The sequence below is a fragment of the Pseudomonas sp. HP_14 genome (genome assembly GCF_055283875.1).
Window position 1 is genome coordinate 143,523 of sequence record NZ_JBTOQI010000044.1, and the last position, 16,164, is coordinate 159,686.

At 56.8% G+C, this 16,164-nt stretch carries 11 protein-coding genes; all 11 read right to left on the reverse strand.

Going from position 1 to position 16,164, the window contains the following annotated elements; genetic code table 11:
- Positions 1-37: 37 nt before the first annotated feature.
- Positions 38-1,012 carry a peptide ABC transporter ATP-binding protein gene (locus ACYASS_RS23700; RefSeq protein ID WP_243247171.1) on the reverse strand — a complete coding sequence of 325 codons (975 nt, stop codon included), beginning with the start codon at positions 1,010-1,012 and terminating at the stop codon, positions 38-40.
- A complete protein-coding gene (locus ACYASS_RS23705; protein ID WP_463587929.1) occupies positions 1,012-1,980 on the reverse strand; it encodes an ABC transporter ATP-binding protein in 969 nt (322 codons plus the stop codon). The genes ACYASS_RS23700 and ACYASS_RS23705 overlap by 1 nt, the downstream gene beginning before the upstream one ends.
- Positions 1,981-1,990: 10 nt before the next feature.
- Positions 1,991-2,902 (reverse strand): ABC transporter permease subunit, encoded by a 912-nt coding sequence (locus ACYASS_RS23710; protein ID WP_463587930.1) that lies wholly within the window; start codon positions 2,900-2,902, stop codon positions 1,991-1,993.
- Between the two features lie 11 nt (positions 2,903-2,913).
- Positions 2,914-3,924: an ABC transporter permease subunit gene (locus ACYASS_RS23715; protein ID WP_027901137.1), complete on the reverse strand. Its 1,011-nt coding sequence runs from the start codon at positions 3,922-3,924 to the stop codon at positions 2,914-2,916.
- A gap of 73 nt (positions 3,925-3,997) precedes the next feature.
- Complete coding sequence (locus ACYASS_RS23720) at positions 3,998-5,593, reverse strand: ABC transporter substrate-binding protein (RefSeq protein WP_463587931.1); 1,596 nt, start codon at positions 5,591-5,593, stop codon at positions 3,998-4,000.
- An 80-nt stretch (positions 5,594-5,673) separates the two neighbouring features.
- The gene (locus ACYASS_RS23725) at positions 5,674-7,053 is read right to left on the reverse strand and encodes an OprD family porin (protein ID WP_463587932.1); all 1,380 of its coding nucleotides are present in this window, start codon (positions 7,051-7,053) and stop codon (positions 5,674-5,676) included.
- Between the two features lie 172 nt (positions 7,054-7,225).
- Entirely contained in the window at positions 7,226-8,824 is a 1,599-nt protein-coding gene (locus ACYASS_RS23730) for an ABC transporter substrate-binding protein (protein WP_463587933.1), read from the reverse strand.
- A gap of 355 nt (positions 8,825-9,179) precedes the next feature.
- The gene (locus ACYASS_RS23735; protein WP_463587934.1) at positions 9,180-10,808 is read right to left on the reverse strand and encodes an ABC transporter substrate-binding protein; all 1,629 of its coding nucleotides are present in this window, start codon (positions 10,806-10,808) and stop codon (positions 9,180-9,182) included.
- A gap of 283 nt (positions 10,809-11,091) precedes the next feature.
- Positions 11,092-12,693: an ABC transporter substrate-binding protein gene (locus ACYASS_RS23740; protein WP_463587935.1), complete on the reverse strand. Its 1,602-nt coding sequence runs from the start codon at positions 12,691-12,693 to the stop codon at positions 11,092-11,094.
- A 128-nt stretch (positions 12,694-12,821) separates the two neighbouring features.
- Positions 12,822-15,041 carry an HET-C-related protein gene (locus ACYASS_RS23745; protein WP_463587936.1) on the reverse strand — a complete coding sequence of 740 codons (2,220 nt, stop codon included), beginning with the start codon at positions 15,039-15,041 and terminating at the stop codon, positions 12,822-12,824.
- A gap of 218 nt (positions 15,042-15,259) precedes the next feature.
- Positions 15,260-15,973 (reverse strand): SIMPL domain-containing protein, encoded by a 714-nt coding sequence (locus tag ACYASS_RS23750; RefSeq protein WP_463587937.1) that lies wholly within the window; start codon positions 15,971-15,973, stop codon positions 15,260-15,262.
- Positions 15,974-16,164 lie beyond the last annotated feature (191 nt).

The window sequence follows — 16,164 nt, forward strand, 5'->3', positions numbered from 1 at the left end:
AGCTCGGCTCCTACAGGTTCATCATCAACCCTTAAATTTACGCCGCCACAAACTGCTCAGCGTAATGGCAGGCAACCTGGCGGTTGTCGACCAGACGCAGGGCCGGTTCTTCGGTGGAGCAACGCTCGGTCGCGTACGGGCAGCGCTTGTGGAAGGCGCAGCCGCTTGGCGGGTCGAGCGGGTTAGGCAGTTCACCGACGATCTTGATCTTCGGCTTCAGCGGATCCGGATGAATCGTCGGGGTCGCCGACAACAATGCCTGGGTGTACGGGTGCAGTGGACGGTTATAGATCTCTTCCTTGGGACCCATTTCTGCCGGGCGGCCCAGATACATCACCAACACCGTGTCAGCAACGTGACGCACCACCGACAGGTTGTGGGAGATGAACACGTAGGCCGTATTGAATTCCTGCTGCAGGTCCATGAACAGGTTCAGCACCTGTGCCTGAATCGACACGTCCAGCGCGGAAGTCGGTTCGTCTGCTACCAGCACTTTTGGTTGCAGCATCATGGCGCGAGCCAGGGCGATACGCTGACGCTGACCACCGGAGAACATGTGCGGATAACGCTGATAGTGCTCAGGGCGCAAACCGACCTGAGCCATCATCGCCTGCACTTTCTCCCGACGTTCCTTGGCAGACAGATTGGTGTTGATCAGCAACGGCTCGCCGAGCTGATCACCAATTTTCTGCCGTGGGTTGAGCGACGCGTAAGGGCTCTGGAAAACCATCTGCACGTCTTTGCGCAGTTGCTTGCGTTGATCCTTGGTGGCACCGGTAACTTCCTGACCGGCGATTTTCAACGAGCCGGAAGACGGCTCTTCAATCAGGGTCAAGGCGCGGGCCAGGGTCGACTTGCCACAGCCGGACTCACCGACCACAGCCAGCGTCTTGCCTGCTTCAAGTTCGAAAGACACGCCATTAAGGGCGCGTACCAGTGCGTGACCTTTGAACAGGCCACGGGAGACTTCGTAGTGACGGGTAAGGTCGCGGGCGGTAAGAACGACGCTCATTACGCCACCTCCTGATTCAACGGATAGAAGCAACGCGCCAGGCTGTGAGCTTTTGGATCAAGGCCTGGACGCTGGGTGCGGCATTTGTCCTGCACGTAAGGGCAGCGCGGCGAGAGCAGGCAGCCTTGAGGGCGGTCATAACGACCCGGAACCATGCCCGGGAGGGTCGCCAGACGTTCGGCGCCCATGCTGTGTTCCGGGATCGCCGCCAGCAGCGCTTCGCTGTAGGGGTGTCCCGGTACGTCGAACAAGCCCGGTACCTGACCCACTTCAACGGCCTGGCCTGCGTACATCACGCAGACACGCTGTGCGGTTTCAGCCACAACCGCCAGGTCGTGAGTAATCAGCACCAGCGCCATGTCCTGCTCTTTTTGCAGGCTTAGCAGCAGTTCCATGATCTGCGCCTGAATCGTCACGTCCAGTGCAGTGGTGGGTTCGTCAGCGATCAGCAGTTTGGGTTCGCCAGCAATCGCCATGGCAATCGCCACACGCTGGCTCATGCCGCCCGACAGTTGATGCGGGTACGCATTGAGACGCGATGCAGCGCCCGGGATTTCAACTTTCTGCAGCAGTTCAAGGGCACGTTGACGCGCCGCCCTGCCTGACAGGTTCAAGTGTTGACGCAGCACCTCTTCGATCTGGAAGCCCACGGTGTAGCTGGGGTTCAGTGCGGTCATTGGGTCTTGAAAGACCATTGCCAGGTCTTTGCCGATGATCTTGCGACGCTGCCGGGAGTTGAGCTTGAGCAGCTCATGGCCGTCGAAGTTCAGTGAGTCAGCGGTGATCACGCCGGGGTGATCGATCAGGCCCATCAACGCCATCATGGTCACGGATTTACCCGAACCCGACTCGCCGACGATGGCCATGACTTCGCCTTTCTCGACGCTCAACGACAGGCCGTCGACAACAGGCACTGCGCTGGCATCGCCGAAGCGGACGTTGAGATTCTTGATTTCCAGAAGTGACATGCGAATCTCCTCAGGCGGCATTTTTGAGTTTCGGGTCCAGCGCATCGCGCAGCCCGTCGCCCATCAGGTTGATTGCCAGCACGCTGAGCAAAATGGTCAGACCCGGCAGGCTCACTACCCACCAGGCGCGTTCGATGTAGTCGCGGGCCGAAGCGAGCATGGTGCCCCACTCAGGTGTTGGCGGTTGCACGCCCAAACCGAGGAAGCCCAACGCGGCGGCGTCGAGAATTGCCGAGGAGAAACTCAAGGTCGCCTGTACGATCAACGGCGCCATGCAGTTTGGCAGCACGGTGATGAACATCAGGCGCGGCAGGGTAGCGCCAGCCAGACGCGCAGCCGTCACGTAATCGCGGTTCAGTTCGCCCATCACCGCCGCGCGGGTCAGACGGACATACGAAGGCAGCGAAACGATGGCGATCGCGATCACAGTGTTGATCAGGCCAGGGCCGAGGATGGCGACAATCGCCACTGCCAGCAGCAGCGAAGGCAGGGCAAGCATGATGTCCATCAGGCGCATGATTGTCGGGCCGAGAATGCGCGGGAAGAACCCGGCCAGCAGGCCCATCAGAATGCCCGGAATCAACGACATGACTACCGACGACAAACCGATCAACAGCGAGAGCTGTGAGCCTTTGATCAGACGCGAGAGCAGGTCACGGCCCAGTTCGTCGGTGCCCAGCAGGAATTGCCATTGACCGCCTTCGAGCCAGACCGGCGGGGTCAGCAGGAAGTCGCGGTATTGCTCGCTCGGGTCATGCGGCGCGACCCAAGGGGCAAACAGCGCGCAAAACGCGATCATGATCATGAACAGCAGGCCGGCTACCGCGCCTTTGTTTTTCGAAAAGGCTAGCCAGAATTCTTTGTACGGCGAGGGGTAAAGCAGGCTTTGATCGACTGCTACCGCAGGAGTAGGTGTGCTCATAGGTAAGGATCTCAGCGCTGGTGACGGATGCGTGGGTTGGCAAAGCCGTAGAGGATGTCCACCACGAAGTTGACCAGGATCACCAGGCAGGCGATCAGCAGAATGCCGTTTTGTACCACTGGGTAGTCACGGGCACCGATCGCTTCGATCAGCCACTTGCCGATACCCGGCCAGGAGAAGATCGTTTCGGTCAGAACCGCACCGGCGAGCAGGGCGCCGACTTGCAGGCCGAACACGGTCAATACCGGGATCAGCGCGTTACGCAGGCCATGCACGAACACCACGCGAGCAGGCGACAGGCCCTTGGCACGAGCGGTCCGTACGTAGTCTTCACGCAGTACTTCCAGCATCGAAGAACGGGTCATCCGGGCGATCACCGCCAACGGGATGGTACCGAGCACGATGGCAGGCAGAATCAGATGATGCAGGGCATCAAGGAAGGCGCCTTCTTCATCGCTGAGCAACGTGTCGATCAGCATGAAACCGGTTTTTGGCGGGATGTCATACAGCAGGTCGATACGCCCGGAGACCGGTGTCCAGCCCAGCGTCACCGAGAAGAACATGATGAGGATCAGGCCCCACCAGAAGATCGGCATTGAATAACCCGCCAGGGAAATACCCATCACCCCGTGATCGAATAACGAACCCCGTTTGAGTGCCGCGATGACGCCCGCCAGCAAGCCAAGAATGCCCGCAAAGATCAGCGCTGCAATCGACAGTTCCAGAGTGGCCGGGAACAGCGCGGTGAATTCGGTCCACACGCTGGTCCGCGTGCGCAACGACTCGCCGAGATCGCCTTGGGCGAGCTTGCCGACGTAGTCGAGGTATTGCGCATACAGAGGTTTGTTAAGGCCAAGGCGTTCCATGGCCTGGGCGTGCATTTCCGGATCGACCCGGCGTTCACCCATCATGACTTCAACCGGGTCGCCCGGAATCAGGCGGATCAAGGCAAAGGTCAGCAAGGTGATGCCGAAAAACGTGGGTATCAACAACCCCACTCGGCGGGCGATAAAACTAAACATCTTTGTGTGTACCTCATCAGCCGGTTAGGCGTATTCCAGCGGGGCTCTGGTTAGAGCCCGCCGGATTATTTTTCTACTTCACCCTGGTAGTGGCGAAGTTGTTATTGGTCAGCGGGCTAATTTGGTAGCCTTCGACGTTGCTACGCATTGCAGTAAACAGTTTTGGATAAGCCAGGCTCAGCCAGGGTATGTCTTTGGCTACGATCTGCTGGGCTTGTTCGTAGAGTGCAGCGCGTTCAGCCGGGTCGGTCTTTTCCCGAGCCTTGGAGATCGCCTCTTCAAACGCCTTGTTACACCAGCGGGCGTAATTTTCACCATTCTTCGCGGCTTCGCAACTCAGGTTAGGTGTCAGGAAGTTATCCGGGTCGCCATTGTCGCCAGCCCAGCCTGCAAACACCATGTCATGTTCGCCTGCCTTGGCCCGTTTAAGCATCTCGCCCCATTCCATGACGCGCAGGTTTAGCTTGAGCCCGATTTTTGCCAGGTCCGCTTGCAGCATTTGCGCACCCAGAGCCGGGTTCGGGTTAGTCACTGCGCCGCCATTACGCAAGAACAGGCTGAACTCCTGACCTTCCGCTACGCCTGCTTCTTTAAGCAGTGCCCGTGCTTTTTCCAGGTCATGTGTCGGGTTTTTAATATCGTGGGCATAGCCGAGCAGGGTCGGAGGATACGGGTTTACCCCTTCAGTTGCCTTGCCTTCGCCGAACAACGCCTTGATATACGCTTTTTTGTCGAACGCCAGGTTGATCGCTTCACGCACACGCACATCGCTCAGGTACTTATGCGTCGTGTTGATGGCGATGTAGCTGGTCATCATGGCTTCCATCTCGTCGATCTTGAGCTTGGGGTCAGCCTTGATGGTTTCGATGTCATCCGGTTTCGGGTAAAGCGCAACCTGACACTCGTTGGCCTTGAGCTTTTGCAGGCGCACATTGCTGTCCAGTGTGATCGCAAAAATCAGCGCTTCACTGGGCACTGCACCCTTCCAGTAATCCGGGTTGGCTTTATAGCGAACTTGAGCGTCTTTGGCATAGCGAGTCAGGATGAACGGGCCTGTGCCGATGGGTTTGCTGTTCAGTTCTGCGGTTTTGCCCGCTTTGAGCAACTGGTCGGCGTACTCGGCGGAATAGATCGAGGTGAACGGCATGGCCAGGTCACGCAGGAACGGCGACTCAGGACGCGTCAGGGTGAATTTGACGGTGTGGTCGTCGATCTTTTCGATGCTCTTAAGCAGGTCATTGAAGCCCATGCTTTCAAAATACGGGTAACCGGTCAGAGATTTTTCGTGCCAAGGGTGCTTCGGGTCCAGCTGACGCTGAAAGCTCCAAAGGACGTCATCGGCGTTCATCTCGCGGCTTGGTTTGAAATACTCGGTGGTCTGGAACTTGACGTCTTTGCGCAGGTGGAAAGTGTAGGTCAGGCCGTCGTCACTGACGTCCCAGCTTTCAGCGAGGTTCGGTTCAGTCTCGGTGGTGCCGGGCTTGAAACCGACCAGTTTGTCGAGGAACGTTTCTGCCGTGGCATCAGCCGTGACAGCGGTGGTGTATTGAACGATATCGAAGCCTTCAGGGCTGGCTTCGGTGCACACCACCAAAGGCTTGGCCGAGACGCTCATTGCCGCACTGAGCAGTGCCAGAGCGATAGAGTTGCGTAGCGATAGCAGTTTCAATGGGAAACCTCCGTTGATTGAGCGTCAAAGACCGATCCGCCGCGGTGTTGGCCCCCGCGGCGGATCGGTCAGGTCACGAACTACAGGATGTTGAATGGAATCGTGGTTACCAGACGGAACTCGTTGATGCTGCCATCAGACTGGTTGGCGCTTGCACGGTGCGTCGTGTAGGTCGCGCGGATAGCGGTAGCTTTGAGCGGGCCGGACTGTACAGCGTACGAGGAGCCGATGCCGTACTCGTAGTGGGTCTCTCCGTCCATCGCGCGCACGTCGCTGTAGGCGGTGCCTTTGTAGTGGGTACCGTCGATGTCCCAGCCACGAGCCTGGTAGATGTTGAACTTCAGGCCTGGCACGCCGTACTCGGCCATGTTCAGCACGTAGGCGACCTGCAGGGATTTTTCGTTCGGGCCGTTGAAGTCCGAGAGCAGGGAGTTGGCCAGGAAGATGGCGTTGGTTTCGTGTGCGTAGTCGAAGTATTCGTTACCGGCAACTTCCTGGTAGGCGAGGCTCAGGCTGTGAGCTTTGTGCGTACCGGTGAAGGAGAGGCTGTAGGTATCGTTATCGATTGGACCCATTTTGCGCTGGCCCGAATCTTTGGTCTTGTAGTAGTTCAGGTTGGTGCTCAGGCCCACAACATCGGTGTCGCCCATTTCATGGGTGAAGCCGAAGTAGTACTGGTGCCAGAAGTCTTCAAGGTTCGACGCATAGAAGCTGGTGGTCAGGCTTTCGAACGGCTTGTAGTCGCCACCAAGCATGTCCAGACGATCAGAGGTCTGGCTGCGGTCGCCGTACTCGGAACGGAATTTTTGCTGGCTCTGTTCCATACGTGGCGACACGCGGTCGAAGCTACCGGCTTGCAGCGACAGGTTGTTGAACTCGTCGCTTTGTACCGCGAAACCCTGGAAGCTGGAAGGCAGCGCACGGTTGCCAATGTAGGCGATAACCGGGGTGTTAACCGACTGACGACCCATGGTCAGGGTAGTGTTGGAAACACGCGCCTTGACGTTGCCCAGACCCATTTTGCTCCACTGACCTACTGCATCGCCGTCGCTGTCGGCCAACGTGCGGTTGGAGCTGCCAGCGAAGTCGCCAGTGTCGCGATCCAGTGCAATGGCGTTGTACAAGGCCAGCTCGGTTCCGAAGCCAACAGTGCCCTGGGTGAAGCCCGAGGTGTAGTTGACGATGGTGCCTTGTTGCCAGTTGATACGACGCTCGGTGGTTTTACGCACGCCGTCATCGTTGTAGCCGAACGAGCCACCGCGACGCTTCAGTTCATTGGCATACCAGTTACGAGTCGTACCGGTCAGGTGTGAATCTTCAATGAAACCACCCGCCTCAGCCTGTGCACTTTTCGAGCTCAGTTGAGTTGGCACGAATGCCTGACTGACGGGTTCTGCCTGGGCTATTGCGCTCAATGAAGCAATAGACAAAGCGACTGCTGCGGTACTGACTTTTCTCACGATTGAAGCTCCCTTTACTACTTTATAGTTGCCAGTTTTTTTGGTCTGGCTCTGGTTGTATGAGGCTTTCTGCCCCGTTTTTTTTGGATACATCTGCTAACAAAACGAATTTCTGGAACGGTGATACTCACCGCCCCTGGTCAAGGGCAGTGAGTGTCTGTTGGTCTTTTGCTTAGTCGGCGACGCTGACGCCGGTGAAAGTGTTACGTCCGAACGGGCTGACTTTGAAACCCTGCACTTCTTTACGCAGCGGCTGGTTAACCGTGGAGTGAGCGATCGGCGTGATTGGCACTTGCTGTTTCAAGTACTGCTGGGCCTGTTTGTACAGGTCGGTACGCTTCTCTCTGTCCGCGGTGGCAACAGCGGCCTTGACCAGTGCGTCGTATTTCTCGTCGCACCACATGGAGTAGTTGTTACCGCCAATGGCCGCACAGCTATACAGCGTGCCCATCCAGTTGTCCGGATCACCATTGTCACCAGTCCAGCCGATTAGCGAGATATCGTGCTCACCCGCCTTGGTGCGCTTGAGGTATTCGCCCCACTCGTAGCTGACGATCTTGACCTTGATACCCACCTTGGCCCAATCGGCCTGGAGCATTTCAGCCATCAGTTTGGCGTTGGGGTTGTAAGGACGTTGTACCGGCATTGCCCAGAGGGTCAGCTCGGTACCTTCCTTGATGCCCGCAGCGCGCAGCAGCTCTTTGGCTTTTTCAGGGTTGTACGGGTTGTCCTTGATGGTCTCGTCGTAAGACCACTGGGTCGGCGGCATCGCATTGACGGCCAGTTGGCCAGCGCCCTGATACACGGCGTTGATAATCGCCTGCTTGTTGACGGCCATGTCCAGCGCCTGACGCACTTCCAGTTTGCCCAATGGCTCATGGCGCACGTTGTACGAGATATAACCCAGGTTGAAGCCAGCCTGTTCCATCACCCTCAGGTCTTTGTCTTCCTTGAGCTTCTGGATATCGGCCGGGCGTGGGTTGAGCGAAACCTGGCACTCGTTGGCCTTGAGCTTCTGCATCCGTACCGAGGCGTCGGTATTGATGGCGAAAATCAGGTTGTCGATTTTGACGCGGCTCGGGTCCCAGAACTCTTTGTTGCCCTTGTAGCGAATTTGCGAGTCTTTCTGGTAGCGCTGGAATACAAAGGCGCCGGTACCGATAGGCTTCTGGTTGATGTCGTGCAGGTTGCCGGACTTCATCAACTGGTCTGCGTATTCAGCGGACAGGATCGAGGCGAAGTTCATCGCGACGTTCTGGATGAACGCGGCATCAACCTTGTTCAGGGTGAAGACCACGGTCAGCGGATCGGTTTTTTCCACCGACTTGATGTTCTTGTTCAGGCCCATGCCGTTGAAGTACGGAAATTCGGTCGGGTAAGCGACACGAAACGGGTGATCCTGTTTGAGCATGCGGTTGAACGTGAACAGCACGTCATCGGCGTTGAACTCGCGGGTTGGTTTGAAGTACGGCGTGGTGTGGAACTTCACCCCTTCGCGCAAGTGGAAGGTGTAGGTCAGGCCGTCTTCGGAAACATCCCACTTGGTGGCCAGTGCCGGGATGACTGCTGTGCTGCCCTGTTCGAATTCTGTCAGGCGGTTGTAGATCGGTTCGGCGGCGTCGTTATCGGTGCCGGCCGTGTACTGGGCGATGTCGAAACCTGCCGGGCTGCCTTCCGAGCAAAACACCAGATTGCTTGCGGCTTGAGCCGCAGGCGTCATGGCCAGCAAACCAAGGCTGAACAACGACGACATGGCAATGGTTTTACGCATGATGATCCTTATCCTTCAAGTGAGTAGTTAATGCCCAACAATTGCCAGGCAAAGCATTGCCTGCAAGCTGGAAGCCTTCTCGACTGCTCAGTAACAAAATGAAATAGCTTGGCCCGCGCCCTCGAAGGTATGTCCGTTGGGCGAGACTGTATGTAGTACCTGGTGCCTAAAAGCGCGTGGGAAACTTCTGTATGTAGTTAGCGCACTTTATGTAGGAGCTGCCGAAGGCTGCGATAGCGTTATATCTGACGCACCGCGATTCGCAGCCTTCGGCAGCTCCCACAGGGAAATACGAATATTTATATATCCGACAAAAGGAGGTAACTGCGCTGTTTGACAGCGCAGTTACTTGGTCTTACTTGCCGGTAACGCTAACGCCGTAGAACGAGTTCAGACCAAACGGGCTGATCTTGAAGTCCTGTACGGAAGTGCGCATTGGTTGGTAAACCGTCGAGTGCGCGATAGGCGTCATTGGCACGGCCTCTTTGAGGAGGTGCTGTGCCTGTTTATACAGTTCGGTACGCTTGGCCTGATCGGTCGTTTCCTTGGCCTGGTGGATCAAGGTATCGAACGGCTTGTCACACCATTTGGCAAAGTTGTTGCCGTTGATGGCGTCACAGCCAAACAGGGTGCCGAGCCAGTTGTCCGGGTCACCGTTGTCACCGCTCCAGCCAATCAGCATTGCGCCGTTTTCACCGGCTTTGGCGCGCTTGATGTACTCGCCCCACTCATAGCTGACGATCTTGGCGTTGATACCGATTTTCTTCCAGTCGGACTGGAGCATCTCGGCCATCAGTTTGGCGTTCGGGTTGTAAGGACGCTGAACCGGCATCGCCCACAGGGTGATTTCGGTGCCTTCCTTGATGCCAGCCTGCTTGAGCAAGGCCTTGGCTTTTTCAACGTCAAACGGCGCATCTTTGATAGTGGTGTCGTAAGACCACTGGGTTGGCGGCATGGCGTTCACAGCCAGTTGGCCCGCGCCCTGATACACCGCATCAATGATGCCTTGCTTGTTCACGGCCATGTCCAGGGCCTGACGAACTTCCTTGATGGCCAGAGGGTTTGGCTGATCGCTACCCTTGATCTTGTCCATGGTGTTGTAAGCGATGTAACCCAGGTTGAAGCCTGCCTGATCCGGCATCTTCAGGTCCTTGTCGGCCTTGAGTGGAGCAAGGTCGGCAGGGCGAGGGTAAGCGGTGATCTGGCATTCGCCTTTCTTGAGCTTCTGTGCACGAACCGAAGCGTCGGTAGTGATGGCGAAGATCAGGTTGTCGATTTTGACGTCTTCAGGCTTCCAGTAGTCCTTGTTCCCGGTGTAACGGATATTGGAGTCTTTCTGGTAGCTCTTGAAGACGAAAGGACCGGTGCCGATAGGCTGCTGATTGATCAGCTCCGGCTTGCCTTCCTTGAGCAGCTTGTCAGCGTATTCAGCAGACTGGATGGAGGCGAAGCTCATGGCCAGGTTCTGGATGAAAGCAGCGTCGACTGTGCCTAGCGTCATCTTGACTGTGTGGGCATCAACCTTCTCGATCTTGGTGATGTTGGTGTCCATCGCCATGTCGGTGAAGTACGGGAACTCGGTCGGATAGGCTTTGCGGTACGGCATATCCTTGTCGATCATGCGATTGAACGTGAACAGCACGTCATCAGCATTGAATTCGCGGGTTGGCTTGAAGTACGGGGTGGTGTGGAACTTGACGCCTTCACGCAGGTGGAAGGTGTAAGTCAGGCCATCCGGGGAGACGTCCCAGCTAGTGGCCAGGCCTGGTACTACAGCGGTACCGCCACGTTCGAACTGGCTCAAACGGTTGAAAACCGTTTCCGCTGCTGCGTCGAAGTCAGTACCAGTGGTGTATTGGCCTGGGTCGAAACCGGCCGGGCTGCCTTCGGAGCAGAACACGAGGTTCGATGCCGCTTGAGCGAAAGGAGCTGCAGTGATCAAGCCTGCACTGAGTAGAAACGGAATGACCGCGTGTTTGAGCATGGTGGCCTCAGGTTGTTGTCATTTTTAAAATAGAGGATCTGACCTTGTGAGCCGATCTTGCCGATACTTATGCAGGGGCCATACCCAAAGCAAGATGTTGACGCCAAGGAAGTCTCAAAGTGTGGCACGACCGTACAGGAATGTCGCATAAGTGTAATTTCTGACGCATTTGATCGTTTGCGCGTCGCATTCGGGAAGGTTTTGCGCACCAATCGTGCGCAGTCAAACGTGTTGAATGCACTCGATTGGCGCGGCAGTGTTACCAATTTTTCGAATGGTCCGGTTATTTGGTCAGGCTTACACCATAAAACGGCGTGAGGCCGAAGGGGCTGAGTTTGAAGTTCTGTACTTCCTTGCGCATCGGCTGGAAGACCCGGGAGTTGGCAATCGGTGTGATCGGCACTTGCGCCTTGAGGATCTGCTGCGCCTGTTGATAAAGCTTGATGCGCTCGTCGCGATCGGTTGTCAGCTTGGCTTTCTGTACAAGTTTGTCGTAGGCGGGGTCGCACCACTTCGCGTAGTTGCTGCCTTTCACGGCTGCGCAGCTGTACAGCACACCGAGCCAGTTGTCCGGGTCGCCGTTGTCACCCGTCCAGCCGTAGATCATTGCATCGTGCTCGCCAGCCTTGGCGCGCTTGATGTACTCGCCCCACTCATAACTGACGATATTGGCTTTGATGCCGACCTTGGCCCAATCGGCCTGAATCATCTGGGCCGACATGCGTGCGTTGGGGTTGGAAGCGCGTTGTACGGTCATCGCCCACAGATTGATCTGCGTACCCGGTGCTATCCCGGCTTCCTTGAGAAGCTGTTTGGCTTTTACCGGATCGTGCGGTGCATCCTTGATAGTCGGGTCATAACTCCATTGGCCCGGAGGAATGGCGTTCTGAGCCAGTTGCCCGGCACTTTGGTAAACGGCCTTGATGATCGCCGGTTTATCAATGGCCATGTCCAGCGCCTGGCGCACTTTGAGTTGATCCAGTGGCGGATGGGTCACGTTATAGGCCAGGAAGCCGAGGTTGAAGCCCGGCTGGCTAATGACTTTGAGGTTTGGATCCTTCTCCATCTGCTCAATGTCCTGCGGACGCGGATAACCGCTGACCTGGCACTCGCCTGCCTTGAGTTTCTGCAGCCGAACCGCTGCATCGCCGTTGATGGAGAAGATCAGGTGATCAAGCTTCACATCTTCGGGTTTCCAGTAGGTGGTATTGGCGTCATAGCGAATTTGCGCATCTTTCTGGTAGCGCTTGAAGACGAAGGGCCCTGTGCCAACAGGCTTCTGATTGAGCTCTTCAGCTTTGCCCTGCTTGAGCAACTGATCCGCATACTCCGCCGATTGCACGGATGCAAAGCTCATGGCCAGGTTCTGCACGAACGCTGCATCGACGTTGTTGAGGTTGAACTTCACGGTCTGGTCATCGACTTTCTCGACGCTCTTGATCGTGGTGTTCATCCCCATATCAGTGAAGTAAGGAGACTCTGACGGGTATGCCTTGCGGAACGGGTGGTTGGCGTCCAGCAAGCGCTGGAAGGTGAACAGTACGTCGTCGGCGTTGAAGTCCCGGGTGGGCGTGAAGTAATCAGTGGTATGAAATTTCACGCCGGGACGCAGGTGAAAGGTGTATGTCAGGCCGTCGTTGGAGACGTCCCAGCGTGTCGCCAACCCCGGCTCGACCTCAGTGCCGCCGCGCTTGAACTGCGTCAGGCGGTTGAACACCGTTTCTGCTGAGGCATCGAAGTCTGTGCCGCTGGTGTACTGGCTTGGATCAAACCCCGCCGGGCTGGCTTCTGAGCAATAGACCAGCGTGCTCGCTGCGTGAGCCAATGGCGCGCAGGCCAGAAGGGCGGTGGTCAAAAGCAGTGGTTTGAATACATGTTTTCCCATGGAACCCTCGCGAGTGCGGCAGTGGCTGCCTGACTTTCATCAGGCAGTTGGACAGCGCAGGATGTCGTACTGTCGTGCCGCTCACAAGCCTCGCATGTCGAGAGTCGAAATTGCTTCCGATAACTGTTTTAAGCCTCTTTGCTACTGCCCATCGCCTTGGCGCTTTGGCGTTGTTTTATCTCTGCGACATCCTTGAGCCCGATGGCGCTACCGAGTTTCTTGAGATAGTCCCACGAGTTCAGACTTTCCTTCGCAAAGGCCTGGAACCTCGTGTGTACGACTTCCTGAAGTTCCTTGTGCAGTCTTTCGAGGTCAGTCAAAGAGCTGGCCCGTTTGATTTGCTCGGGGTTTTTGCTCGCCCAATCAAGAAAGATATCGTCCAGAAGGTAGGTGTCCTCCGGGTGTACAAAATAGCTGAGGGCGATATCGGTCGGTTTCATCTCCGAGCCAAACCGCCAGTAATTGAGCATGGCGCCCGCCACCTGCTTGATAGCGCTGGAAGCGCAGCTCGCCGCCAGTTTATGCAGCGGATGATCGGCATGATCTTTGGACAACTGGGAGTGCGTGGGATCTGTGGACCCGGTTCGATGGGGATCGGCCACGGTATGGGTCTGTATATCGTCGATACTGTTGCCGATGATTTGCAGTATTCCCTGGAAAATCGTGCTATAGGCGTTGCCCGCTAAACGCAAGGGGCTGGAGATGACCCAGTAGTAGAGTTCAAGCAGATTGAAGCCGGGATTAGCGCTGGCCTTGTCACGGGCGGCAAGGAAGTCTTGAAACGTCTCCAGCAACCACGCTTCGTTATGTTCATTGAGCAGAATCAGCAGCATTTGCTCCGACTCGGAGCGATCGCCGGGCTTGGTCGGGGCGAAATCCCATATCTGGCCTGGTGCCAGGAGCTTAGCGATAGGGCCTGCCAGGCTGGCGATTATGTCAGTGCCTCCAAATGTACCGGTCACTACTGGGAGTTTGTGTTTGCAGTCGGCCGGGCCTGTCCACGGCAGTACGTCCTTATGATTCAGGGCAATGAGGTTTAACTCGACAAAGTTGGAGTGCGCGAAAAAGTCTTCGAGTATATGCAGCGCTCCGCCCAGCTTGCGCAAACCTTCGGGGGTGTAACCCTCTTTCATGGCGGCGTACAGTTCTCTGTACATCTTCGCGCCTGAACGATGTATGTACGACTTCATCGATGTGTCGTAGTCGACTTCCAGCAGTGGATCATCTTCCAGCACCCAGGCTTCAAACTCCGGATCGCGCTCAGTGGGATCCGCCGGATAGGGATTTTTGACTTTCGGGTTGTCGATGTGATGGCTAGGGCGGTAGACCCCCAGTTTCTGCTCGGTCACTCTGTAGCTGGAATTGTCTTGGGCCCTTAACTCGGGAAATTTTCTGGCGGCCATTACATCGACCACCGCGGTCAGTGCTTCGCGCGACATGACCGCGGGGAAGTCTTTCTTCTGATCTTTGCCCCGGACGATCTTGGGATCCAGTAATTGCGCATGATCCCGAAGCCAGTTACCGAAATACATGGCTCGCAGGTCTTCTTTGGCAAAGCCAACCGCCTCCAGGCCTGCTTCGATTCGTTCGTGGCTGAAAAGGCCGTTGCCGCTGCCATCTGCTTCAAATGCTTCGCGGTCGGGGTCCATCGCGTCGCTCTCCAGCCGCACGATGTCACTCTGTCTTTCCCGTACCGCTTGCATGCCCTGGGCGTAATTGATTTTGATGAGGTGTTCGGCTTTATCCCCCTCGACGTAGAGGCCGAGGATCAGGTCGTCTTCTTCCTGCTGCCTGGCCCCTGCCATGTGCAAAGCAAAACGGGAGCCTTCTTCGCCGGCGGAATCCGAATGCAGAGACGCTGTGCTGGCTGCGTGGCGGGGGGCAATGTCCCGGCGGATTACATCGTCCAGGTGGTGCCCGAACTCATGAAGCAGCACGGCCAGCAGCTCCCAGGTGGCATCGGGGTGTTTGACGATGTGCTGCATTGCCGCCGCATGAATCCTGATGGTCCGGTCGCGGTTGTTGTAATCGGCTGGATAGGTACCCGACGAGACAATCTCGTAGCGAGGGAGGGGGACGGTCCCTGCGATCAGAGCTTTCTGCAGTTCCAGATACACCCTGGGAGGGATGTCCACGCCAAAAACACTCGCCATTTCCATGATGAATTGAGGCGCAGCGTACGTTCGGGCCAAACCGGTCAGGAGCCTCAGGGCAAAGGTACTGTCCAGGCGCTGTCGGCTCGTGCCTGATGAAGAGGCGAATGCGTTTTTGCCGACCGCCTCGCTGCCATGCATCAGGTGATTAATGTAGCGGGTGTTTTTTTTCGGTGAGGCAGTTTGAGGATTCATCCGTGAGTCCTTGGGGGGGGGCAGACGCATAAGGTCGCGTCGCATTGAAATGATTTGGGTGAGGCCGGATGAAGTTTATAGACGGGGCCTGACCGAAAAAGCAGGACCTGCCTTCAATTGCTGTAGGTGGGGGATTCAAGCGGGGTACGAGTGGTGAGCGATGATCCGGAGAGGTGGCGGCAACCTGGGGCTGCCGCCGGCTTATCAAGCAATAGTTATCAAGGGATGGCGACTTCGATTACGCCATCAGCAGTCACTGTTACATCGCTGGTGCCCGCTTCGACCTCAGGCGTCGGCGCTGCCGAGTCGCGAGCTGCTTTCATCATCATGACGGGAGCACGCAGATAGGGCTGTGGGTAACCGGACGTGTTGAAGTTCAGGTTGACCACTTTGTAGCCCGTGCCGCCCAGTGCCTCGGTGACCAGTTGGGCCCGTGCGCGAAACGCCGTGACGGCTTCCTTGAGCAGGGTGTCTTCACTGGCCTTGCGGGTAGGTTTGGAGATAGAGAAGTCCATACCACCCATCTTCATATCGCCGAGCAGTTCACCGGTCAATTTGGACAGCGCGGCGAAGTCGGCGCTCTCCAGGCGTAGCTCGGCGCGCTCGCGCCAGCCGGTGATCTTCTGGCCCTTGTCGTCGTAAATCGGGTAGCTGTTGCGATTACCCTGGCGAATGGTGACGTCCTTGACCTGACGTGCCTGGCCAAGCGCCTTGTTCAGGGTTTCGGTAATTTCGGCCGCCAGTTTGGCCGGGTCGGTATTCTGCGCTTCGCTGTACAGCGTGACGTTCATCAGGTCACGGGTGACCTCCTGATTGACCTCCGCATGCACAGAAACCTGGTTGTAGTTAACGCTGTCTGCCAGGGCTGGAACGCTGGTCAGGGCAGCGGCGCCGAGGGCGAGCAGGGCGGCGGTAGAGCGAAGGCTGAACATTGGAAACTCCTTGTTATGAGGCGTGTCGTTGTCGAACAGGCCTGCACCGCAGGTTGCTGCGGCGCAAAGCTTTAAGACTGTGAGTAAGGAATGTGGTTCCGGCAGCGTCATGGCTGCCAGCCACCTGATCGCCGAAACGAAAGGTAAATTATTCATGAAACCTGTGGTGGTTTGCCGCAGTTTGCGCAGTT

Coding starts and splice junctions, on each gene's coding strand:
- ACYASS_RS23735 (WP_463587934.1), bottom strand. CDS start 10,808: ATGCTCAAACACGCGGTCATTCCGTTTCTACTCAGTGCAGGCTTGATC.
- ACYASS_RS23740 (WP_463587935.1), bottom strand. CDS start 12,693: ATGGGAAAACATGTATTCAAACCACTGCTTTTGACCACCGCCCTTCTG.
- ACYASS_RS23715 (WP_027901137.1), bottom strand. CDS start 3,924: ATGTTTAGTTTTATCGCCCGCCGAGTGGGGTTGTTGATACCCACGTTT.
- ACYASS_RS23745 (WP_463587936.1), bottom strand. CDS start 15,041: ATGAATCCTCAAACTGCCTCACCGAAAAAAAACACCCGCTACATTAAT.
- ACYASS_RS23750 (WP_463587937.1), bottom strand. CDS start 15,973: ATGTTCAGCCTTCGCTCTACCGCCGCCCTGCTCGCCCTCGGCGCCGCT.
- ACYASS_RS23700 (WP_243247171.1), bottom strand. CDS start 1,012: ATGAGCGTCGTTCTTACCGCCCGCGACCTTACCCGTCACTACGAAGTC.
- ACYASS_RS23705 (WP_463587929.1), bottom strand. CDS start 1,980: ATGTCACTTCTGGAAATCAAGAATCTCAACGTCCGCTTCGGCGATGCC.
- ACYASS_RS23710 (WP_463587930.1), bottom strand. CDS start 2,902: ATGAGCACACCTACTCCTGCGGTAGCAGTCGATCAAAGCCTGCTTTAC.
- ACYASS_RS23730 (WP_463587933.1), bottom strand. CDS start 8,824: ATGCGTAAAACCATTGCCATGTCGTCGTTGTTCAGCCTTGGTTTGCTG.